The following is a 23,178-nucleotide window of genomic DNA, read 5'->3' as shown; positions in this document are numbered from 1 at the left end:
CGGCTGGTGCAACGAAATCTGTTTCAGCAATGTGAAATTCTCGACCTCATTGACCCGCGACGGCAACGCTTAAAACCAAACAATTCTAGCAGGCTATCTCTTCTAAATTAGCCGGACAGAAATGATCCTCTCCACATTCTCGAATGGCGCCTCTGCCGCTGCCAAGTCCCCATCCAAAGAACTCTGCGCCATGAGCGCCTTTGTTGTCAGCTTTCCTGCGGCATGCCACCGCCCAGTCCGGCATCATGCGTTGCCCGTTGCAGTTTGAAAAATAACAATATGACGTAATAAATGAATTTTATGTTCACATCCCTTTCACTGTCAATGGCAAAGAGGAATGCCCGTCGTTGCCAACAGCAGCCGGCTACGCTACCGTTGCCGCCATGAGCAACGACCATCCCCGCGCCCGCCACGACCTGGAATTCATTCCCTTTGACCACGAAGGCCAGCCCACCATACTGGTGCGCGACCGCCTGGAAATCGTGCCCTGGGGCACCGGCATCCCCCAGGGGCTCTTGCCGGTCCTGGCCCTTTTGGACGGCCGGCAATCCCTGGCCGCTGTCGCCGCCGCCGTCACCGAGGCCCAGGGCGGCCGGCTGGTCACGGCCGAAGACGTGGCCGGGCTTGTGGCCGAGCTGGACAAAGCCGGTTTGCTCGATTCCCCGGCCTATCGGGAGCGCAAGGCCGCTGTTGCCGCCGACTTTGCCGCCGCGCCGACGCGCCCCACCGTCTTTGCCGGGCAGGCCTATCCCGACACGGCCGCCGATCTGGCCACTTACTGCGACGCCGTGCTGGCCGAGGCAGCCCCCCAAGCCCGGCCCGCGACCGCGCCCCTGGCCATCATCGCCCCGCATATCGACCCCGAGGCCGGCCGGGCCGGCTACGCCGCTGCCTATGCCGCCATCCGGGGCACGGCCCTAAAGCGCGTCATCGTCCTTGGCGTGGGGCATCAGCTCATGTCCGGGCTGTACTGCCTGACGGACAAACCGTTTGCCACGCCCCTTGGCGACGTGGCCACGGACGCTGCGGCCGTTGCCCGGTTGCGCCGGGCCGGGGGCACCTGCCTGGACCCGTCGGAGTTGCCGCACAAGGCCGAACATTCCATTGAATTTCAAGCTGTTTTCCTGCGCCATGGGCTGGCTGCCACGCCCTTTGCAATGGTGCCGGTGTTGTGCGGCTCGCCGGTTGGCATCCTGGCCGAGTCCTCGCGCCAGGCCTTTTTGGACTATGCCGGGCCGTTTCTGGCCGAACTGGCGGCGCTGGTGCGCGAACCCGGCACGCTGCTCGTGGCCGGGGTGGATTTGTGCCATATCGGCGGCAAGTTCGGCCATGCCGAGCCGGCCGAACTCCTGGAAGACGCCGCCCTGTCCCATGACCGGGCGCTGCTGGCCGCTTTGGCCGCCGGCGATCCCGAAGCCTTCTGGGCGGAATCGGCCCGGGTGGCCGACAACTATAACGTCTGCGGCCTAACCGCTTTGGCCACCCTGGCCGAGGTGCTGCCGCCGGCGTCCATGACCCTTTTGAGCCACGACATCATGCGCGAGGCCGCCACCCTCTCGGCCGTGACCTTTGCGGCGGCGGCGTTTACGGCCCGATGACCGCACCGCTGGTTTTCGACCGCCTGCTCATCGAAGCCTCGTCGCGCAGCCGGGCCGAGATCGGCTACTGCCTGCGCGCCGGACACAAGCGCCGCTGGCTGGACCATGATCTGCCCCTGCCCCTTTTTGAAAAAGTGCTGCGGGAGTTGGTCGCTGTCACGGAAATCCGCTTCCACGGCTGGGGCGATCCCCTGGCCAATCCCGACATCCTGCCCATGCTGTCCTCGGCCAAGCACACCGGGGCGCGCACGGTGCTGGTGACCGAAGGCAGCAAGCTCACCGATGAGCATGCCACGGCCCTGGTGCGCGACGACATCGACGCCGTTGTGTTCCCGCTGGCGGGCCTGACCGAAGACACCAATTTCCGCCGGCGCGGCACGAGCCTCTATGCCGTCCTGGCCGCCATCGACCGCTTGGCCACGGTCAAGGCCGTGCATCAATCCGTGCTGCCGGAAATCCGGGTGCGCTACACCCTGACCCGGCCGGGGCTGGAAAACGAACTCGACGCCCTGCCGTCCTTTCTGGCCGGCATCGGGGCCACGGCAGCCTCTGTCCGGCCGCTCTCCTACGCCACCAGCCCGGGAACCGAATATGACACTCTGGTGCCGGGCGATCAGGCCGCTTTCGATGCTGTGGCCCTGCGGCTGCGCACCGTGGCAGCAGCAGCCGCGACGCTCGGCATCCGCCTGGACAGCCGGCTGGTCTACGGCGGCCAGACGCGCTTTTGCTGTCCGGACACGCCGGGATCAAGCCTTTTTATCGCCGCCGACGGCGCCGTCAGTCCCTGCCCGCTGCGAAACGTGCCCATCGCCGATCCGGCCGTCTACCGCTTCAACGGCCGGGAAATCGCCTTTCCCCGCGACGTGCGCGGCAATCTGCACACCGATTCCCTGGCCGCCATCTGGAACGCCCCGACCTACAGCGACTTCCGCTTCTGCCACGACACCGACACGCCGCCGGAAGGCTGCGCCGACTGCTGGCGCTCGTTTTGGGTGGATGTGGCGTAGCACCCTGGGGGGGGGGGTACACCGCTGCCGGTGCTTTTATGCGGCCGGCCTTGCCAGACCGTCGGCCATGAACAGCAGGGCACGCGACCGGTGTTGCTCGTGTCGCCCACGGCCTTTAACCGGCTCACCCGCACGCCGATTGTCGTGCCCATCACCAACGGCGGCAATTTCGCCCGTACCGCCGGCTTTGCCGTGCCTCTGGCCGGGACCGACACGCAGACCACGGGTGTGGTGCGCTGCGATCAGCCGCGCGCCATGGATTTGTCGGCGCGGCGCGCGCGAAAGCTGGAGAGCGTGCCACCGGCGGTGATGGATGAGCTGTTGGCGAGGTTGGCGACTTTTTTAGAGTGAAGGGGAGAAGTGGCGCTTACCCTGTAACGGGCGAGGGAGTCTACATACACTGGCTCTCTGGCTATAATCTGGATAGCTTCTGACCACCGCAGACTTCGTCACAGCCATTACGTGGTTGTTCCTCAATATAGCTACACAGGCTACTGCTGGTCGCATAGACTGAGGGGGGGGAATAAGCTACAAATCATACATATGTTGTTCGCCCCATAGCGACCAATAAGACGCAAAAAAGCTGCCCGCACCTTTTAGCGTAAGGAGGCGGGCAGCATTTAATGTCAACGTGTCGCTAGATGAATCCGAGCACTTGAAACCGAGATCCTAGGTATCAAGCTTCAAACACCTGCACCAATCGGCCTCTTCTTCAATTGCTCTTTAAATTCATCTGAAATTCGTTTAATTGTTTGCCTCATCTCACAGCTTGCAGGAGGGAAAAAAGGAATAAATTCAAGAGCAGTAAGAGCTGCTTTTGTATCATCCTCTGCAACACGAGAAGCCAGATCAATGACTTTACCGACAACGACATCACGCTCAACACTCTCTCTTTCAGTAAGAGCTGCGACGCTGAGCGCATTGTAAAGGGCTTCATTGGGAGAAGAAGCATCCACCCGGTCAATATTTGAGATCGTTTTGCTTAATCCCCACTTTCGAAACGGGCTTGACTCCGAGCAAAGCTCAGCCATGCTAAATGCTACGTTATCTAGCAACTTGGTAAACATACGCAGGCCTCCAGTATAATTTTTTAGGCGGCAAAGCGCATTTGCCGCAGCCATATATAGCAAGCCCTGTCGGGCTTTATATCTTACATTGTAAAAACCGCTCAAAATATTTTATTATGGCTACGGTCAATATCTGCTTTTCCGCAATAGTCATCTCAGGCCTCTGATTAAAAACACGGGACAGTTTACGCCTTAAGCCCTTTTTATAATAACGAATTACGGGATCACTTAACCCACGAACGTCGCCTGGGGGAAGTTCGTGGAGCACAGAACTTAGGCGTACGCCGCGGACCTCATAATGTCTATTGCTATTATCATTAATAAATTTACCTATGAATTGCATGCACCGAAAACCCTTAAACTCATAATAACCCCGGCCAGACATGGATGTCTGGCCATCAGCTTCCGTCGCATTATAAATGTAATTAATTTTTCTATGCCTATATACTGACATATCTGTATTGAAGGCCCCTCCTGCGCCGCCACCTGGGAAATATTCTTCCCCGGAAATAACATATTGACTGTCTTGATAACAAATTGTCAAAAGCGCCCCACATCTTATTCCACCATTATCTCGAACAACATCAAGCCACACTCCTTCAATATTGTCTGCCCCCATAGCAATAGCACGGAAAATCCAAATTTTATCAAGCCTTGCGTCCACGATTCTTTCTAAAAACCAGAAAGTAACTACTAAAATAGTTGCGAATAATACAGCAACTACTTTGTCACTTGTACTTACATGACCTATGTCAAATATTTCATGCTTGAAAGCAGTTATGCATATCAAAAACAACGCTACGGATTTTTGTGTCGAATCTTTGGCATCTTGCATTCTTTCAATGGACACGTAGAACTCCCAGATCAGACGAATCCTCAACTGGGTTTTAAATATAATCCCGCAAATATACATGTCAATAATTATTTGCATATATTTCGCCCCCCCTTGACACCCCTCCCGAAATCACTAGACCCACATATCAGGATATCTTGATATGCTCATTAACGACGACACCACCCCACTGCCCTGGTTTAAGGCCTTGGCCGACGAGACGCGGCTGCGGCTCGTGCGCGTGCTGGAGCGCCATGAACTGTCGGTAGGGGAAATCACCACCGTGCTGGGCATGGGCCAGTCGCGCGTCTCGCGCCACCTCGCCATATTGGTCGGCTGCGGGCTGCTGGTCAGCCGGCGGGAAGGGGCCTGGACCTTTTACAGCGCCACCACCAACGGCCGTGAGGCCGCCTTTCTTGGCTGCGTTGCCCCATTTCTGGGGGCTGCCGGGCCGGAGAGCGATTTCACCGCCGTGGACGCCGTCTTGCGTGAGCGACGGCTGGAAACGCGCCGCTTTTTTAACGACATCGCTTCCGACTGGGCCGCCCTTCGCCGCGAAGTGCTCGGCGAGGTCGATCCCGCCGCCCTGGTGCGCGAGGTCATGCCGGCCGGCGTTGCCGCCGCTGCCGACCTCGGCTGCGGGCCGGGCGATCTGCTCCCGGTTTTGGCCGAGCGGGCCGGGGCCGTCATCGGCGTTGACAGCTCGCCCTCCATGCTGGCCCTGGCCGAACGCCGCAGCCTGGGGCTGCCGGTCAGCGTGCGCATGGGCGAACTGGAACATCTGCCCATGGCCGACGGCGAGGCCGATTTCGCCGTCATCTGCCTGACACTCCACCATCTGCCCGACCCCGCCGCCGCCCTGGCCGAAGCGCGGCGCGTCCTGGCCCCCACCGGCCGGCTGGTGGTCATTGATTTCACCCCCCACGAAGACGAAGCCATGCGGCGGCGCTTTGGCGACCGCTGGCTCGGCTTTTCCCGGGAGAAACTGGTTGAGTGGCTGGACCGGGCCGGGTTTGACCTGGAGAGCTGGTCCACGCATCCCGTCAACAAGGGGCTTGTGGCCGCCAGAGCCGTGGCCGTGCCCCATTAACATCCTTATCAAGGAGACACCCATGAGCGTCAAACCGCTTGATCTCACCCTGCCCTATCTCGTGGCCGACATGGCCCAGGCCGATTGGGGCCGCAAGGAAATGCAGCTGTCGGAAAACGAAATGCCGGGCCTTATGTCCGTCATCAAAAAATACGGCACTGCCAAGCCGTTGGCCGGTCTTCGCGTCACGGGCTCTTTGCACATGACCATCCAGACCGCCATGCTGATCAAATGCCTGCACGCCCTTGGCGCGGATCTGCGCTGGGCCTCGTGCAACATCTATTCGACCCAGGACCACGCCGCCGCCGCCATCGCCGCCGACGGGCTGGCCGCTGTCTACGCCTGGAAGGGCGAGACGCTTGAAGACTACTGGTGGTGCACCGAGATGGCGCTGACCTGGCCCGACGGCACCGGCCCGGACCTGATCGTTGACGACGGCGGCGACGCCACCCTTTTCATCCACCACGGCGTCAAATGCGCCAAGGATGCAGCGGTCCTCAATGCCCCGGCCGACAACAAGGAAATGGGCATCATCATGGACCGCATCAAGGCGGTTGTGGCTGCTGATGCCGGCCGGTTTGACCGCATGGCCAAAAAAATCCGCGGCGTCTCCGAAGAGACCACCACGGGCGTGCATCGCCTGTATCAGATGATGCAGGCCGGCGAATTGCTCTTCCCGGCCATCAACGTCAACGATTCGGTCACCAAGTCCAAGTTCGACAATCTGTACGGCTGCCGCGAGTCCCTGGCCGACGGCATCAAGCGCGCCACGGACGTGATGGTTGCCGGCAAGGTCGTGGTCATTGCCGGCTATGGTGACGTGGGCAAGGGCTGCGCCCATTCCATGAAGGGCTTTGGCGCACGCGTCCTGGTCACCGAAATCGATCCCATCTGCGCGCTCCAGGCCGCCATGGAAGGCTATGAAGTCACCACCATGGAAGATGCCTGCTCCCAGGGCGACATCTTCGTCACCTGCACCGGCTGCTGCGATGTCATCACCGGCGCGCACATGGAAAAGATGCGCGAAGGGGCCATCGTGTGCAACATCGGCCATTTCGACTCCGAAATCGCCGTGGCCTACCTGGAAAACACCCCGACCTGCAAAAAAGACCAGATCAAGCCCCTGGTGGACAAATGGACCATGGCTTCGGGCAATTCCATCCTGATGCTGGCCGAAGGCCGTCTGGTCAACCTCGGTTGCGCCACCGGCCACCCGAGCTTTGTCATGTCCAACTCCTTCACCAACCAGGCCCTGGCCCAGATCGAACTGGCCACCAAGACCTACGCCATCGGCGTCTACACCTTGCCCAAACTGCTGGATGAGGAAGTGGCCCGCCTGCACCTGGAGCGCCTCGGTGCCCGGCTCGAAACCCTGACCCCGGCCCAGGCTGCCTATCTGCATATGGATGCGGCCGGTCCCTACAAGCCCGACCACTACCGGTACTAGAACGTTATCCGCAGTATCCTGATCGGGAATGCCATGGTTGGCCAAACCATGGCATTCCCTTTTTTTGGGCCTGTTCCGGGCTCGGGAGGACAAACAAATTCGTGCCGCTGCTGTTGCTGTCTCGTGCACTTCATAGTATCGATGCCTCCTATGTTCCAATTGGATTTCAACACCGCAATCATCATTTATTTTTGCAGCAACAGCTGCGTTGCGATTATGCTCGCCCTGGCCTTTTCCGACGCCCAGGCCAAGGGTGCCCGGCTCTGGATTGCCGCCATGACCATCCACCTCGCCTCAGCTCCGCTCTATCTCGCGCGCGGCCTCATCCCGGACAGCCTGTCCATTCTCCTGGCCAATGTGCTCTTTTCCCTGGCCTGGACCGGCTATCTGGCCTCATTGGACGTCTTTTTCGGCATCCGGCGCAAACGTTCGGTCTATGCCCTGCCCCTTGTCCTTGCCGTGCTGATCTTTGGCTACTACATTGACGCAGCCCGGCCCCGCATTATCCTCGGCAATAGCCTGTTCGCCTTGCAGACACTCACCTTGGCCGCGGTCATCATGTCCCAGCGGGCACGCTTTCGCCGCCGGATCATGGTCATCTTCGCCCTGGGCTACGTGCTGGCGGCGGTGGCCTGCCTGTTGCGGGCGGCGGCGGCCTTCTTTGCGTCCGATCCCAACCCCGCCCCGTTCGCTCCGAGCCCGGCCCAGACTGCGGCCTTGCTCCTTTGCGGGCCAAGCTTTGTGGCCTGCACCCTCGGCTTCGTGCTGCTCCACCGGGAGCGCATGGACGCCGCCATCCGCCAGCTCGCCGAAATCGATCACTTAACCGGCCTGACCAATCGCCGGGGCTTTGAAAAAGGCTTTGCCACCGCCCTGGCCGAGGCCGCCAGCAATAATTCCTGGACCAGCCTGGCCCTTTTGGACCTCGACCGTTTCAAGGCCATAAACGACAGCCTGGGCCATGCCGCCGGCGACGTGGTGCTGGTGGAACTGGGGCGCATCCTGACCCGGGTCACGCGGCAAGACGATCTGCTGGCCCGCATCGGCGGCGACGAGTTTTGCGTGGTCATGCCGCGCACCACCCCAGAACACGCCGCCGTTCTTGGCGAACGCCTGCGCTCGGCCGTGGCCGGCCACGATTGGCAGGCCTTTGGCCTCAAAAAGCCGCTGACCGCCACCATCGGCCTGTCCAGCCACCTGGGCAGCCGCCAGGACAGCGCTTCGGACTTCCTGCGTCTGGCCGACATGGCCCTGCTCGCCGCCAAGGATGAGGCCGGCGACACCGTGCTCCACGCCAATGCCCTGCACAGCCCCCAGCCCAGAATCCGGGTCAGTTCTGACCTGTCGCTTTCCCAGCCAGACGAATCCTAAGCGCTTGTGCCAGGGGCAGGCCGCCGGCACCCCGGCGAAGACGGACCGCGCCCTGGCTGCGGGCATCTCCTGCCACGCCCCAGGCTGGCCGCGGCCCACACGAAGTTTATAAAACACGTGTGATTTCATTGTGTTGTCATGCCAAAAGCAAACTTGTAAGCAGGTTGTGCGGCACTGCCGGCTGCACCAGCCCGGCGGGTTGATCGCGCGGGTTCAGGCTTTTGACACCTGATGCGGCAGACCGCCTTGCCGGATCGGGCATCTTGGGTCGGGAGACGGTTGCGGTCGTGAGCCGCGCCCACAACACAGGAGTTTGCCATGACACGTCATAGAAGTGCTTTTTTGGGGATTGTTTTTCTGGCCGCATTCGGGTGCCTGCTGTCAGGCGTTGCCCTGGCTAGCGAACCGACCGTGGAGGTGTATGCCGCCGGCAGCCTGCGCCAGGCCATGACCGCCATGGCGCAAGCCTTTGAAAAAACCGCCGGCATCGCGGTCAAGACCACGTTTGGCCCTTCCGGCGTCCTGCGCGAACGCATCGAAAAGGGCGAGCGGCCGGATATGTTGGCCTCGGCGGATTTTTCCAGCCCGCAAACACTTCATAAGGCCGGTCTGGCCTGGCAGACCGTGCTTTTTACCCGCAACAAACTGTGCGCCACCGGCCGCGACTCCCTGGGGCTGACGCCGGACACCGTGCTTGCCCGACTGCTTGATCCGGCCGTGCGCCTGGGTACCTCCACCCCCAAGGCCGATCCGGCCGGCGACTATGCTTGGAAGATGTTCGAGCTGGCCGAGACGGTCAAACCCGGCAGCGCCAAGCTCCTTTCCGCCAAAGCCGACATGATCGTCGGCGGCCCCAACAATTCCGCGCCGGTCAACGGCAAACATCCCGTGGCTGCCGCCTTTGCTGACGGCAAAGTGGATATGTTCCTGGGCTATTGCAGCGCCAACCTGCCCCAGACCGTGCCGGGACTGGTCCAGGTCCACCTGCCGCCGGCGTTGTCGGTCCAGGCGGACTACGGCTTGGCCCTGCTCAAAAACGCCTCACCCGATGCGCGCCTGTTCGCGCTGTTCATCCTGTCCCTGGACGGACAAAAAATCCTTGCAGAGCATGGCTTTGCTCCGGTTGCCCTGCCCTAAGGCCGGGCGGCCATGCCCGGGCGGGCGCAGCCTCCCGCAACGGCACAGGATCGGGGCTGGATCTCCACGTCCGGCCCCGGCAGCTGCCTGACCGGCAGGTGTGCCGCGCAGACCGGGACCGGTTGCGGTCCGAAGCGCTCCCGCGCTGCATCCGTTTCCTGCGCTGCAACCGCGTCAGCCGCGTCGGCCGCTTCGGCCATAACGGGCGGTACGACCGGCCACACCACCGGGGCCGGGTGCAATACGCTTTCCAGGCTCAAAGCCAGCAGCCCGGCCAAGACCGCAGTCTCCAGCATGACCAGGAGCGAAAGATCCAGGTGCAGCAAGGCGTGGTGCCCGGCCACGTCCCGGATGGCCCGGTAAAAATCCGTCGTGCCGGTTTCCTGGGTCAAAAGCCCGTTGTACGTCCCGTCCATAAAGGCGGCGTTGGCCAGAAAAGCCAGAAACAGCAGACTATACGCCCCGGCCCGCCGGCCGCACAAGGCCGGCCCCAGGAGCAAAAAGCCAAAGGTCACCGGCAGGGCCAGCATGCCGTACCAGGCCCCGGTGGTGGGAAATCCCCAGCACGCCGCCGAGTGCAGGGCGTGATAGGCCAACGCCAGACAGGTTGCGCCCCACAGCATGCACAAGGGCGCTGCGGCAGCGGCAAGCCGGGCCGCGTCCTGCCGTGCCTGACGACGCAGCAACGCTGCAGCCAGGGCCAGGAAGCAGCCGGCAATGGCCGTTTTAAAGCCCAGGTTGAGCCAGTCCGGGGAACGCAGATTCGACCAACCGGCCAGATGGAGCGTGGCGTTGTAGAGGATGGGGTTGCGAAAAAACCCATAGCCGAGCTTTCCTGCCGCCCCCAGGATCTTGGCCGGTCCAAAGCCCTGCCCGGCATTCAGAACGGCTTCCTGCATGGCTGTCAGTTGGCCGTAGCGGGCCAGATTGACGGCATGATGCCAGCCGGCCACGGCCAGATAGCCCAGGACCAAGGCGAACAAACAGGCCAACGCGGCCCGGCGCTGGCCCGGACGCCGCCCCTGCCAGACCACGGCCGCCCCCAGCGCCAGGACCAGGGCCAGGACCGTGGCCTTGGCCAGAACCGCCAACCCGGCCACTCCCCCGAGCAGGGCATAGCGTCGCCACTGGCCTTGGGCCGAAAAACCGTGGGGGGCAACAGCCAGCATGTAAAAGGCCAGGGCACACGTGCCCAGAAACAAGGCCAGGGCATCGTTGGAAAAGCGCACGAAGTTATAATAGACCGGGGAGAAGCTGGCCAGAAGCAGCAACACCCCGTCCGGCAGCCAGGCCAGCCGCCCCTGCCGGGGGACCACCCGCCGCAACAGGCAATGCCACAGCCACAACGTCGCCACGAGCAGCACCCCATTGGCCAGCCGCACGCCGTCAGCCCAGGCCAATAGCGTAGCCGGATCGGAACCAGTTAAAAACAGCGCCGCCAGATGGTACAGCAACGGCCCGTGCTGGGCCTCATAGCAAACCATATCGAACCGTTGGGCCGGCTGCGCCGAACAGACCGGGTCTGTTCCGGGATAGGGCTTGGCGTCGATGTCGCACAGCATGGTCAGCGACTCGGTGGGATGCGGATGGGCCGTTATAAACGGGATCAGTTCCCGAGGCATGGGCGTGCGCGCACTGGGCATATGGCCGGTCTTGTGGACGTGGTAGGCCACGGCCAGATGCGGCAGTTCGTCCCAGCCGTTAAACGGCAGTTGCACCTGGGCCACGCTCACCGCCCGGATGGCGGCCAACAGCAGCGCCGCCGCCACGAACCAGTGCCCTGGCTGCCCGACACTGCCACGGCAAATCAAAGAAAATGCGTTATCCATGCTGCGCCCCCGCCGGCTTGAAAACGCCCACGCCACGTGACGCGCCCTGCCGGCTTGCGGTCTGCCCCGACCAACGCACCACAACCGACTGCGCCCGGAGTTGCCGGGGTAGACGCCCGGACCGCACTCCCGGTTACGTCCTGACGGCTGATCGACAGACCGGCTGCTCCGTGACGCCGGCCGTTGCAACGAGGGCACCGGCCGGCCGTTGCGCCAAGGGCGCTTGCAGTCTTTGCGCCTGCCTGCCCACCTCCCGATATCCCGGCCTGTTGCAGGCAGGTGACGGCCGTTTTGCGGCCGGCAACAGCTTTGCCTTGCAAACGGCACCTGGTTTTCACCCTTTTGCGGCTGTTACCGGGTAGCTGTGGCGGCAATCCCAGCCCGACCTGGAAAATCGTCTTACTCCGGGACATGCCATGACGCTCAAATACAAACTTATCGCTTTCTGCCTGGCCATCAGTATCCTGCCCCTGGCCGCAACTGCCGTGGTCAGCCTGCGTCAGGCTGGCGGCATTCTTAGCGAACAGGCCTTCTCCGGTCTGGCCGCCTCCCGGGACAGCCGCAAGCAGGCCCTGGAAGCTGCCGCCGCCACCTGGCTTCGCGAGGCGGCCATCCTGGCCAAGGTCAAGGAAGTGTATAATGGCGTCGGCATGCTGCGCGACTATTTCATGCTCGGCCAGCCCGGGCAGCGCGTGGACACGGCCACCGATGAATACAAAGACCTTTACGACTACGTGGCCCCGCCCTTTGCCCCCTTCACCGAGGTGCTGGGCTTTGAGGACGCGCTGGTTGTTGCCGACGACGGCCGGATCTATTTCGGGGCCAAGGGTGGCAAAGAGGTGGGGGAAGATCTCAAGGCCGGGCCGCTCAAAGATTCCAGTCTGGCCGTTGCCTGGAAAGGGGCCATGGCCGGCAAGGTCGTTTTTGCCGATTTCGCGCCCTATGCCCCGCTCGGCGGCGAGCCGGCCGCCTTTGTGGCCGCGCCGATCAAAAACCACACCGGCACCATGATCGAGGCCGCTGCCATCCTGCGCGTGCCCAAGGCCGAACTGGCCCGCATCATGGGCCAGGGCGAAGGCACGGGCATGACCCGGCAATTTCTGCTGCTTGGCGCTGACGGCAAGGTGCGGGTCCAATCCGACACCGGCCAGGAGCTAGCCGACGGCGGCAACGAGGCCGCGACCAAAGCCCTGGCCGGCGAAACCGGCAAGGAGACCAGCGTCGCCCCGGACGGCGGCGAAACCTTGGCCGCGTATACCCCGGTGGCCTTGGGCGACGCCACCTTTGCCCTGCTCGCCCGCACCCCGGCCACCGAGGCCTTTGCCGCCTCCCGGGGCCTGCGCAAGGTGTCCCTGACCGTGGCCGGGGTCACCGCCGCCCTGGTGCTGCTGACCGTCACCCTCTTTTTGCGCCGCGAGATTCTGCGGCCCCTGGCCGATATCCTGGCCTATCTGGCCGCCGTGACCCGGGGCGAGTTCGCCGCCCCGGCTCCGTCGCGCCAGCGCGGCGAGATGGAGGCCCTGCGCACCGGCCTGACCCGGATGGTGGATGAAATTAAAAACAAGCTGGGCTTTTCCTCAAGCATTTTAAAAGCCATCACCCTGCCCTGTCTGGTGGCCGACACCGAGGGCCGCATCACGTTTGTCAACCGGGCGCTGCTCCATCTGCTCGGCCTGGGCGACGACTACAAGGCCCTGCTCGGCCGGCCGGCTGCCGACGTGTTCGGCCGGGACACCGAAATCGCCGGCCAGCTCACCGGCTGCCTGCAGGATCGGGCCTGCCGCCTGGGCGTCGAATCGCTCCTGGCCGACCGCCAGGGCGAGACCAGGCATGTGCGGGTGGACACCGCGCCGCTGTATGACCTCGACGAGGGGCTGATCGGCGCCTTCGCCCTGGTGGTGGATTTGACCGACATCAAATCCACCGAGGCCCTTGTCGTGCACCGCAACGAAACGCTGAGCCGGGTGGCTGCCCAGGCCGAGGCCATCGCCCGCCATGTGTCGGACAGCGCCGAAGCCCTGTCCGGCCGGGTGGTCACCGTGTCCGACGGCGCCATGGCCCAGACCGCCCAGCTCCAGGAAACCGTCGGGGCCATTGAAGGCCTCAACCAGGCCCTGGACGCCGTGGCTGCCGGGGCCGACGGTGCGGCCTCGGGAGCCGAGGCCGCCATGGCCCAGGCCATGGCCGGGCGCGAGGCCGTGGAACAGACCGCCCGGGCCATTGCCCAGGTCAGCGACCTGTCCGGGTCGCTGCGCACCAGCATGGACGCGCTCGGCAGCCGGGCCGCCTCCATCAGCGGCATCATCTCGGTTATTTCCGACATTGCCGATCAGACCAACCTGCTCGCCTTAAACGCCGCCATCGAGGCGGCCCGGGCCGGTGATGCCGGGCGCGGTTTTGCCGTGGTGGCCGACGAAGTGCGAAAGCTCGCCGAAAAAACCATGAACGCCACCCGCGAGGTCTCGACCTCGGTCCATGCCGTGCTGGCCGCCGTGGACGACAGCGCGGACAAGGCCGTCAAGGCCACCTCGGCCGTGGCCCAGGCCGACGGGCTGGTGGCCCGCTCGGGCCAGACCCTGGCCGAGATCGTCTCCAGTTGCCAGGGCGCGGCCCGGGCCGTGCGCGAGATCGCCGCCTCGGCCAAAACCCAGGCCACGGCCCACGACGAAATCAACCAGGCCGTTTCCTCCATCGGCGAAGTGGCCCTGGAAACCGCCCGGGACATGGACGAAGCGGCCGGGGCCGTGTCTGATCTGGCCGGTCAGGCCGGCGATCTCATGCGCTTAATCGAAGAAATGCGGGGGTAGGCCACGGCTGCCCCCCGCTCCCGGCCCGCCCTTCTGCCCGGTCCATCTTGATTTCCGCCAGGGATGCGGCTACGTGAAGCCCCGGCTGGCTGTGAAAGCCGGCCCTATCCTTACGTCTGCCGCGCGGGAGAATCATGCGCTTCGCCAAAGCCCTGTTTGTGCCCCGTACCGCCTGTGAACTGACAGGCCAGGGGCGCGACGTGACCTCCGGGGCCAGCCAGAACGACAATCGTGCAGACGCCGGCCTGACCGGACTTTTTTTCCCCGCCCGGCTGTTTCACCCTGCGCCAGACGGCAGGATGGACTTTGAGATGCCCCTTTCCTTTGCGCCCCAAACCCCGTACCTGATCGGTCTTATGGTCAGCGCCATCATGTATGCCGCCTGTATCGCCGTCAGTGCCGTCGGCTTTTTTGTTGCGCGTCGCCGGGAGCGAGCCCATGCTTAAAGACCACGCGCCTGCCCTCTTGCCCGAGCCACCCAGCCGGGGCGTCGGTGGAGCCGTCTTTGCGGGGCTTTTCGCCTGCCTGGCCGCCATGTCCTGCTTTAAGTACCTGGCCCTGCACTCCACGGTGTTTGATCTGGGCGTCTTTTTGTCCAATCTCCACTCCCTGCACGCCGCCGGCCAGTGGTGGCGGGCCTTTCTTGAGCATGCCCAGCCGCTGTTGCCGGTCTATGCCCAGATCTATCGGCTGGTGCCGGATCAGGCCGCGCCGCTGGTGCTGCTGACCTCCCAGGCCCTCGTCCTGGCCCTGCCGGCCCTTTTGGCCGGCCGCCGCCACGGCATGCTGGCCGCCCTGGCCTATGCCCTGTATTTCCCGGTCTGGACCAACGGCCTGTTTGACTTTCACCTGGACCATCTGCTGATCCCGCTCCTCTACGGCTTCCTGGCCGCCGCCACCACGGGTCGCTTCGGCCTGGCCATACTCCTGGGACTGGCCCCGGCCCTGGTCAAGGAACCGTACGCCCTGACCACGATCTTTTGCGGGCTCTATCTGTGGTGCGTTGAAAAACAGGCCCGGGCCGGGCTGGGGCTGATCGTTTTTGGGGCGCTGTATTTCTTTGTGGTCACGGTCTGGCTCGTCCCCTTTTGCACGGCCGACAACGGCCTGGGCATCCAAAGCGGGGGCTATTCCTGGCTCGGCGGCGATCCGGGCACGGCCCTTGCCACCCTGCTGACCGAACCCGGCAAAGTGCTGGCCGTGGTCTTTGGCGTCCCGGGCAAGTGGAAATATCTGCTGTTGCTGTTTGGCTCGCTGCTGTTTTTCCCGTTGCTGCGCCCCAAGCTGCTGTTGCCGGCCCTGCCCGCCCTGGCCCTGGCCCTGCTCTCCACCAATCCGAGCGCTTACGGCTGGGCCAACCACTGCACGGCCGGAGTGGCCGGGGTGCTCTTCTTCATTTTCTGCCAGGTCCTTGGTCCTGTGCGCATTCTGGCCCGCCAATCCGGGGCCGGCCCCAACTGGGTGATCATGGCCATCTTCGGCGTCCTGGCCCTGGCCCATGTGCTGCTGGCCCCGTCGCCGGTCTCGCGGCTGTTCTGGGCCAGCGACAATTTCGCTTTCTCCAGTGCCGCCTACGAACCCACGGCCCGCGACGCCGCCATTCTGGCCGAAATCCTGCGCTCCGTGCCGTTGGACCCGACTGTGCCGGTGGTGTCGCAAAACACGCTCAACTGGGGCTCCCTGGCCGAGCGCCAGGATTATAACAGCTTTCCCCTGGGCGTGTTCGCCCCCCATCCCGTGCGCGATCTGTCCGGGGCCACCTGGGCCGATTTCTGGACCTTTATCCGCACCCGGCAAACCCCCAATCTGCCCATTCGCGTCTGGCAGCCCAGCTACGTGCTGCTTGATCTCACCCGGCCCTGGTTTGTCCTGGACCGGGGCTGCGCCTTTGTCCAGGGGGCCTGCCACGACGAGGATGTGGCCCGTGAATTTAACGTCCTGGTCATAAAAGCCCGCCAGGAGCTGGAAACCGTCTACGACCAGGGTGGCTTCCTCATTTTGCGCCGCCCAACGCCGGTTGCGGTCCAAACGCCTGCCCCGGCCGCCCTGGCCCCGGAGCAGCCGGGCGCCGCCGCACCCGGCCAGCCGGGTGTCCAGGTGACGCCCCAGGTTCCCGATACCGCTCCTGGCCAGCCGGCCGCCCCGGCTGCGGGTTTGCCCCAGACCGCGCCAGCGGCAACGCCCCCCCCGGCAGCCGCGCCCTCGGCCGCGCCCACAGCCCCAAACGAGGACGCATCCGACACGCAACTTGAAGTCGAAGTGCTCGACCGTCTTCCGTCCCAGCGGGCTAAAAAGATCAAGCCCGCGCCCGGAGCCCAGCCCGCCCAGGCTGCACCCGGCGACCAGCCCCCCCAGGCTGCGCCCGAGACCACGCCGGCCCCGTCGCCCGAGGCTGCCCCGGGCCTGTCGCCGGACGTTGCCCCCCCGGCCGGGACACCGCAGCGCCACATCCGGCCACGCCGGGTTGTCAAACCCGAAGCCGTCACAGCGGACCAGCCGGCCGATCCCGGCCAGACAACGGCCCCGGCTGCGCCCGAGGCTGCCCCGGGCCTGTCGCCGGACGTTGCCCCCCCGGCCGGGACACCGCAGCGCCACATCCGGCCACGCCGGGTTGTCAAACCCGAAATCGTGACACCGGGACAACCGGCCGAACCAGTCCCGACACCCCAGGGGAACCAGCCTTGAGGCAGCCCCCCGGCCGCCTCGGCGGCCGCGTCGCCAGCCTGGGCGCATTGGTCGGGCCGGCCCTGGCCGGACCCGGCCCGTACCGAGACGGACAAGCCCAGACAGAGGGAGATGTTTGATGAGCGGCAACACCTTTGGCAGCCACTTTCGGCTGACCACCTACGGCGAATCCCACGGCCCGGCCCTTGGCGGCGTCATCGACGGCTGCCTGCCCGGTGTTCCCCTGACCGAAGCCCTCATCCAGCGCGATCTCGACCGCCGCCGGCCGGGCTCGGGGGGCCTGACCGGCACGGCCCGCAAAGAAGCCGACGCCGTGCGCCTGCTCTCCGGCGTCTTTGAAGGCGAAACCACCGGCACGCCCATTGCCTTTATCATCGAAAATACCGACCAGCGCTCCCGGGACTATGAAGCGGCCAAGAACCTGCTACGCCCGGGCCATGCCGACGGAACCTATCTGGCCAAATACGGCCGGCGCGACTACCGGGGGGGCGGCCGGGCCTCGGCCCGGGAAACGGCTTCGCGGGTGGCCGGCGGGGCCGTGGCTGCGGCCATGCTGGCCCCGTACGGGATCACGGTGACGGCCTATACCGTGGAACTGGGCGGCATCCCGGCCGCTGTGGTTAAGGCCGACGACGCCCCGGACCGGCCCTTTTGCGCCGCCGACCCGGCCGTGATCCCGGCCTGGGAAGCCCGGGCCAAAGCAGCCATGGCCGCGGGCGACAGCCTGGGCGGCATTGTCGAAGTGGTGGCCGCCGGCGTGCCGGCCGGCCTTGGCGAGCCGGTTTTCGACAAGCTCGATGCCCGGCTGGCCTATGCCCTCATGGGCATCGGCGCGGTCAAAGGTGTTGAGATCGGATCAGGCTTTGCCGCTGCCCGGGCCACGGGCGCGACCAACAACGATCCCATCGTCACGCCGCCCGAATCCAACCATGCCGGCGGCATTCTGGGCGGCATTGCCAACGGCCAGCCCATCGTCGCCCGGGTGGCGGTCAAACCCATCCCGTCCATCGCCGTGCCCCAGCGCACCACCGATATCCACGGCAACCCGGCCCAAATCGTGGTGGGCGGCCGGCACGACCGCAGCGCCATCCCCCGGGTGGTGCCGGTGGTGCGGGCCATGGTGCTGCTGGTCCTGGCCGACCTGCTCCTGGCCCAACGCCGACTCGCCCCGTAACCGGCGCCGGATACAAAGACAGAAGAGGCCTCCGGCGGCCGGGGGCCTGAGGCCCCCGGACCCCCCACCGGGAGAAGTTTTTCAAGGGGTTCTGGGCGTTGGCTGGTAAACTGGTCAGCTGCGGACCGGGACACGTATGCGCGTGAAGGAAACCACCGTTGCTCCGGCCGGCGCAGCCCCGGGCTGCAACAAACGCCGGCTGGTGCGCCTTCGCAGCCCAGGACGACACAGGTGCACCACTGCCGGGGAGCACTCCTCAAGCGCTCCCCCCACACACACGCCGCGGCTGTGAAACAGCCCCTCACGCGCCGTCTCTTCGCTTGGGCGAATTCTTTTTTCCCATAATTCTCTTTTTTCAACGAGATGCCACCATTGGAAACATTTCAGTGGCGCTTTTTGACCCAATCGATGTCACCCATGGCCTTTTTTTTCACACTCACTAATTATCTGAAATAATAACATATTACCCAGTTGTCAGGCTAATTCTAACATAAAAGACGTCGCTGTTTGCGTTTTTTTGGCTTGAAACGCGCTCTGCCTTCACGTAGTCTCCGTATAAACACTGGGATTTTCGTCTTAAGCGAATATGGTGCGATCCTTGCTTGGCAGAAGACTTCCAAGGGAGCATCATGGCCCACGAGTCTGCAGCAGCAGGCCCGTGCCCGGCCCGGCATATTTCTAAGGACTGGATGGCTGGTCGGACTCTCCACCGGAGATGTAACATCGCGCTGCCGCACAACGAAGGAGGCGAATATGGATGTACCCAGCAAGAGCAACAAAGCATGGGCTGACATCGTGACCGGGAAAAAGACGTATCAACTCAAATTTCTCGCCGCTAAAATCCTGCTTGGCCGGTTGACTCGTGCGGTCAAAGAAGACCCGTCTCCGGACAACGTCAGCTCCAGCGTCGATCAAATCTACGCGATTTTCGCGAACAACGTGAACATGCCCAGCGTTCAGGACGATCTGAAAACCATTTTCGGCTAGGAGCATATCATGCAACAGACCATATCCACTGTCGCTGAGATCACGAAAAAAATTGAGTCAGGCCGCAAACTCCTCCTGGCCGGCGATGAAGACGCCTTGCGGCAGTTGCCCAAGGGCGACTGGATTGCAGGAACCATCCCGTATTTTATTTCCGGCGAAGAAGGCGGCATGGTCAGCCGTGAAATGATCTGTGCCACGGATATCAGTGACTACGTCACGGACATTGAAATTGCCACCTACGACGCCAACAGTCTGGCCCGGGTCTATTCCGAAGGCCCCAAGCACGGCTTCAGCTTCATCATCATCCCCGCCTCCAGCCAAACCCACCTGTCGTTTGCCTTAAATGGCCCGAATTACAAAGATTTCGGCATCCGACCCCTGATCGGCTGGATCGCCGGCGTCCATCTGAGCGATCTCGGCAAGAAAACGCCCAAGGTCGTTAACGGCCGCACCGGCGAAGTGCTGGAAGACGCCGCCCTGGTGCTCCAGGCCCAGTTGCCCATAAACAAGGTGGCCGAAATCGGCATCGTCAACCTCTTCGAGCAGGGCGACGGCGACATCCTGACCTTTGCTTCCGACGGCTTTGCGGCCAAGGACGTCATGGTCAATGGCGAAAAACGCAATTTCGCCGCCTATATCGTTAAAAACAAGCTCGACACCAAGCTGCCGCTGGTGGCCGACTACTACGGCGCGCTGGTCAACATCAGCTTCCAGGACGTCGATGAAGTCGAAGGCCAGGTCAAATTCTACGCCCCGGTGTTCACCGGCATCCGCTACAAACATGCCCGCCCGGTGTTGGATTACGTCAAGGAATTCAACCTGCGCCTGACCAAGGAAGGAGCCATCGAGTCCAATCGGGTGGTTTTCTCCTGCAACTGCATCCTCAACTATCTGTACTCCGAACTGGAAGGCAAAAAGACCGACCCCTTCGTCGGACCGGTCACCTTCGGCGAAATCGCCTACCAGTTGCTCAACCAGACCCTGGTGTATCTGGAAATCATGGACGTATAGGGGAGAGGCGACGCACGGGAACACAAGGTGCGCCATGTGCCTGGGGGGCCGACCGTCACCGGAAGACGGGCCGACGCAACCGCGGCGTCGGGGTTTCCCCCGGACCCAGCGAGAGTCCTCGAAGAGTGGGAGGTTTCGCACCCGGTTGCCAGACCGGGGGCGGAGCCTCCCCGTATTTTGAGGACCGGATCGGCCGCAGCGTCCGACCGCCTCAGGCCGGCGGCCCTGGCCGACGCAGGGCGTTGATTTTGTCCACCAGATAGGCCTCAAGCTCGCGGCGATCCTTGCGCAGCCGCATCAGTTCCGACTCCAGCACCCCGACCTTGTTCGCCAGGGCCGCACCCTGCTCCCGGGCCTGTTCCAGTTCGGCCCGCAGTTCCTGGACCGTAGCCTCCGGCAGCCCCGGCGCACACGCTCCCCCAACCGGCCCCAGCCGGACCAGATGTTCGGCCAAAGACCGGGCAATCTCCGAGCCGATACCGGCCGCCAGGGCCAGCACGGCGTCGGCCTGGGGTACGGCCAAAACGCTGGCAGCCTTGACCCGTCGGGCGTCACCGCCAACGTTGACCGGATAGCGCCGCGCCAATTCGCTGCGCACGTCGCCGGCGGACAGGCCCTGGCCCAGCAGGCCGCCGATCTCGCGAAAAATTGCCACCGCTTCGGCCCGAAACCGCTTGCTGCGCCCGGCCCCGAGGCTCGGCAGCACGTCATCAAAGCGGTTCTTCCAGTAATGCAGCGTCGATTCCGGCATATCCAGAATCTTGGCAATGGCGGCGATGGAATAGAGGCGGCTGTCGGACACGGCGTTACTCCCCGGTAAAAAACCACGCACTGTGGCAAAAGCCTTGAAGCACGCCGCCAAGCCTGTCAAGACGACGCCCGCCCGGGTTCCAACACCGTCACGCATCTGCGCGCAATTGTCAGCGGCCGTCAACAAAAACGCAACAGCGCCGTCACGCCCCCCGGATTAGCACAGACCAGCCGCACCCAACAGGAACGCCAGACGCTGCGGCAAGCAAGGGGAAACCGATGGACGCCAGCCAAGACCGCGACATCTTCGATCTTACACCAACTTTCGGTGGCCCGATCCTGCGCCGGGCCGTTGCCCTGGTCGAACCGGCCCTGTCCCACGTGCTGTCCCTGGGGCGGCTGCGCGACCTCTACGCCGGCCTGCCCAAGGGCCTTGCCGCACCGGACTTCATCGACGCCCTCCTGGCGGCCATGGAAGTGGGCATCCGGGCCAGCAGCGACGAACTGGCCCGCATTCCCAAAACCGGGCCGGTGGTGGTGGTGGCCAACCATCCCTTTGGCGGCCTGGAAGGGCTGGCGCTGGCCAAAATGCTCCTGACGGTGCGCCCGGACGCCAAAATCATGGCCAATTCCCTGCTCGCCCGCGTCCCGGAGCTGCGCGATCTGCTTATCTGCGTCAATCCCTTCGGCGGCCCGGCGGCCACCGGAGATAACGCCCGGCCCCTGCGGGAATGCCTCACAACGCTCAAGAACGGCGGCCTGCTGGCCATTTTCCCGGCCGGGGCCGTGTCCTCACCCCGGCTGGTCAACGGCCGCATCGACGTGGCCGATTCACCGTGGAGCGCCACCGTCGCCCGGCTTGTGCGCAAAACCCAGGCCACCGTGGTGCCCATCCGCTTCGCCGGACGCAACAGCCACCTGTTCCAGACCCTTGGCCTGCTCCACCCTGCCCTTCGCACCCTCCTGCTGCCCCGGGAATTTGCCAACAAGCAAGGCACCACCGTTGAAGCCCGCATCGGCAGCCCGACACCCTACGAACGCCTGGCCCGGCTGGCCGGCAACGATAACGACCCGGACGGACGCATCATGCGCTATCTGCGTCTGCGCACGGCGCTGTTGCGGGACCGGCCCCACAAACCCCGCCGGCTGCCCCTTTTTTTTCCCAAACAGGCCGCCGCCCGCCAGGAAGCCCTTTTCCCGGCCGTCCACCCGGAGCTGCTGGCTGACGAAATCGCCGCCCTGCCTGCCTCGGCCACCCTGCACCAGACCGGCGAATTCGCCGTCATCGAAGCCAAGGCCGAACAGATTCCCCTGGCCCTTGGCGAAATCGGCCGGCTGCGCGAACTGACGTTTCGCCGCGTCGGCGAGGGCACCGGCAAGGCCTGCGACCTGGACCGCTTCGATCCTTTCTACCGCCACCTGTTTCTGTGGAACATCGAAAAAAAGGAAATCGCCGGAGCCTACCGCATCGGGCGCACCGACGAACTGCTGGCCGCCCACGGCAAGGCCGGACTCTATACCAGCACCCTTTTTACGCTCAAGACCGCGTTTTTCCGCCAGATCGACCCGGCCCTGGAAATGGGTCGTTCGTTTATCCGCCCGGAATACCAGAAGAGCTACGCCCCGCTGCTGCTGCTCTGGAAAGGACTGGCCCAGATGGTGGTGCGCGAGCCCCGCTACCGCATCCTGTTTGGCCCGGTGAGCATCTCCAGCGAATACAAACACGCCTCCAGACGGCTTATGGCCGGCTACTTCGAGGGCAACGCCTCCCATCCGGCCCTGGCCAAGCATGTGCGCCCCAAAACGCCGCTGCGCGGCCAGGCCTGGCTCACCCGGGCCGCCAAAACCCTGGTCGCCGACCTCGACGATCTGCTTTCGCTTATTGATGACATCGAAGCCGACCGCAAAGGCATCCCCGTGCTGCTGCGCCAATACCTCAAACTCGGCGGCAAACTGCTGGCCTTTAACGTGGACAAGGATTTCAGCGACTGCCTCGACGGCCTGATCGTGGTGGATCTGCTTCAAGCCGACCGCCGCCAGCTCGAACGCTACATGGGCAAGGACGGCCTGGCCGCCTTCCAGGCCTACCACGCCGGAGATTCCGTCGAGAAGTGCGCCTAATAACCGGGACGCTGTCCCGGACCCTGCCAGGGCGCTGCTCTGGACCTGCCGGGGGGCGACGGCCCCCCGGACCCCCGGGTAGGGGTGCAGGGTTTGGACGGGGTAAGGGGCTGAGGCGGACGCGGCGGCGTGGAAAGACTGTTGGCGCGGACGCGCTTGGCGGCTGCGCCGCATGGGCTGTCGCACCAAATAATTTTCGAGTTCTTCAGAAATGCGTCCGGGCCGGTTTTGCGCGAAGCTTTGATCGCGCAAAACCGGCCCGGAC

Annotated in this window: 18 protein-coding genes; 14 read left to right on the top strand and 4 right to left on the bottom strand. The window is 63.9% G+C overall.

Annotation, left to right across the window (positions count from 1 at the left end; translation table 11 throughout):
• Window positions 1–347 precede the first annotated feature (347 nt).
• From amrB to GTA51_RS18145, 3 genes are read left to right on the top strand one after another with little or no spacing between them, the layout of a single operon-like run.
• Entirely contained in the window at window positions 348–1,598 is a 1,251-nt protein-coding gene (gene amrB / locus GTA51_RS18155; RefSeq protein ID WP_246198221.1) for an AmmeMemoRadiSam system protein B, read from the top strand.
• Entirely contained in the window at window positions 1,595–2,605 is a 1,011-nt protein-coding gene (locus tag GTA51_RS18150) for a radical SAM/SPASM domain-containing protein (RefSeq protein ID WP_160963634.1), read from the top strand. Before amrB ends, GTA51_RS18150 begins: the two co-directional genes overlap by 4 nt.
• A gap of 30 nt (window positions 2,606–2,635) precedes the next feature.
• Window positions 2,636–2,956, top strand: coding sequence for a type II toxin-antitoxin system PemK/MazF family toxin (locus tag GTA51_RS18145; RefSeq protein ID WP_343039534.1), 321 nt, complete (start codon window positions 2,636–2,638; stop codon window positions 2,954–2,956).
• A gap of 332 nt (window positions 2,957–3,288) precedes the next feature.
• Here the strand turns inward: GTA51_RS18145 and GTA51_RS18140 are convergent, their stop codons facing one another.
• Window positions 3,289–3,672 (bottom strand): hypothetical protein, encoded by a 384-nt coding sequence (locus GTA51_RS18140; protein ID WP_160963632.1) that lies wholly within the window; start codon window positions 3,670–3,672, stop codon window positions 3,289–3,291.
• 76 nt (window positions 3,673–3,748) lie between these two features.
• Window positions 3,749–4,522 (bottom strand): hypothetical protein, encoded by a 774-nt coding sequence (locus GTA51_RS18135; protein WP_160963630.1) that lies wholly within the window; start codon window positions 4,520–4,522, stop codon window positions 3,749–3,751.
• Window positions 4,523–4,667: 145 nt separating this feature from the next.
• Here GTA51_RS18135 and GTA51_RS18130 point away from each other — a divergent pair, with 145 nt between their 5' ends.
• From GTA51_RS18130 to GTA51_RS18115, 4 genes are all read left to right on the top strand, one after another.
• On the top strand, window positions 4,668–5,594 hold the full coding sequence (locus GTA51_RS18130) for an ArsR/SmtB family transcription factor (protein ID WP_160963628.1): 927 nt from the start codon (window positions 4,668–4,670) through the stop codon (window positions 5,592–5,594).
• Between the two features lie 22 nt (window positions 5,595–5,616).
• Window positions 5,617–7,041, top strand: a complete 1,425-nt coding sequence (ahcY, locus tag GTA51_RS18125; RefSeq protein WP_160963626.1) for an adenosylhomocysteinase — start codon at window positions 5,617–5,619, stop codon at window positions 7,039–7,041.
• A 150-nt stretch (window positions 7,042–7,191) separates the two neighbouring features.
• Entirely contained in the window at window positions 7,192–8,412 is a 1,221-nt protein-coding gene (locus GTA51_RS18120) for a GGDEF domain-containing protein (RefSeq protein WP_160963624.1), read from the top strand.
• Between the two features lie 318 nt (window positions 8,413–8,730).
• On the top strand, window positions 8,731–9,549 hold the full coding sequence (locus GTA51_RS18115; protein WP_160963622.1) for an extracellular solute-binding protein: 819 nt from the start codon (window positions 8,731–8,733) through the stop codon (window positions 9,547–9,549).
• On the opposite strand, the gene GTA51_RS18110 is transcribed toward GTA51_RS18115, so the two are convergent.
• Window positions 9,546–11,378 (bottom strand): glycosyltransferase family protein, encoded by a 1,833-nt coding sequence (locus tag GTA51_RS18110; protein WP_160963620.1) that lies wholly within the window; start codon window positions 11,376–11,378, stop codon window positions 9,546–9,548. The genes GTA51_RS18115 and GTA51_RS18110 overlap by 4 nt on opposite strands.
• Window positions 11,379–11,794: 416 nt before the next feature.
• On the opposite strand from GTA51_RS18110, the gene GTA51_RS18105 reads away from it, so the two are divergent.
• From GTA51_RS18105 to GTA51_RS18080, 6 genes are all read left to right on the top strand, one after another.
• Complete coding sequence (locus GTA51_RS18105; protein ID WP_160963618.1) at window positions 11,795–14,185, top strand: methyl-accepting chemotaxis protein; 2,391 nt, start codon at window positions 11,795–11,797, stop codon at window positions 14,183–14,185.
• 134 nt (window positions 14,186–14,319) lie between these two features.
• On the top strand, window positions 14,320–14,631 hold the full coding sequence (locus GTA51_RS18100) for a hypothetical protein (protein WP_160963616.1): 312 nt from the start codon (window positions 14,320–14,322) through the stop codon (window positions 14,629–14,631).
• Window positions 14,624–16,870 carry a DUF2079 domain-containing protein gene (locus GTA51_RS18095; RefSeq protein WP_160963614.1) on the top strand — a complete coding sequence of 749 codons (2,247 nt, stop codon included), beginning with the start codon at window positions 14,624–14,626 and terminating at the stop codon, window positions 16,868–16,870. The genes GTA51_RS18100 and GTA51_RS18095 overlap by 8 nt, the downstream gene beginning before the upstream one ends.
• A gap of 118 nt (window positions 16,871–16,988) precedes the next feature.
• Complete coding sequence (aroC, locus tag GTA51_RS18090; RefSeq protein WP_160963612.1) at window positions 16,989–18,044, top strand: chorismate synthase; 1,056 nt, start codon at window positions 16,989–16,991, stop codon at window positions 18,042–18,044.
• Between the two features lie 753 nt (window positions 18,045–18,797).
• Entirely contained in the window at window positions 18,798–19,031 is a 234-nt protein-coding gene (locus tag GTA51_RS18085; protein ID WP_160963610.1) for a hypothetical protein, read from the top strand.
• A gap of 9 nt (window positions 19,032–19,040) precedes the next feature.
• On the top strand, window positions 19,041–20,042 hold the full coding sequence (locus GTA51_RS18080) for a DUF6976 family protein (protein WP_160963608.1): 1,002 nt from the start codon (window positions 19,041–19,043) through the stop codon (window positions 20,040–20,042).
• Window positions 20,043–20,253: 211 nt separating this feature from the next.
• Here the strand turns inward: GTA51_RS18080 and GTA51_RS21315 are convergent, their stop codons facing one another.
• Window positions 20,254–20,844: a MerR family transcriptional regulator gene (locus tag GTA51_RS21315; RefSeq protein WP_160963606.1), complete on the bottom strand. Its 591-nt coding sequence runs from the start codon at window positions 20,842–20,844 to the stop codon at window positions 20,254–20,256.
• Window positions 20,845–21,071: 227 nt separating this feature from the next.
• Here GTA51_RS21315 and GTA51_RS18070 point away from each other — a divergent pair, with 227 nt between their 5' ends.
• A complete protein-coding gene (locus GTA51_RS18070; RefSeq protein ID WP_160963604.1) occupies window positions 21,072–22,913 on the top strand; it encodes a bifunctional lysophospholipid acyltransferase family protein/GNAT family N-acetyltransferase in 1,842 nt (613 codons plus the stop codon).
• The last annotated feature ends 265 nt before the right edge of the window (window positions 22,914–23,178 follow it).

The organism is Solidesulfovibrio aerotolerans, from assembly GCF_009856865.1.
Classification (GTDB): Bacteria; Desulfobacterota; Desulfovibrionia; order Desulfovibrionales; family Desulfovibrionaceae; genus Solidesulfovibrio; species Solidesulfovibrio aerotolerans.
Note: the sequence above shows the minus strand (reverse complement) of the source record. Positions and strands in the feature narration are given on the sequence as shown.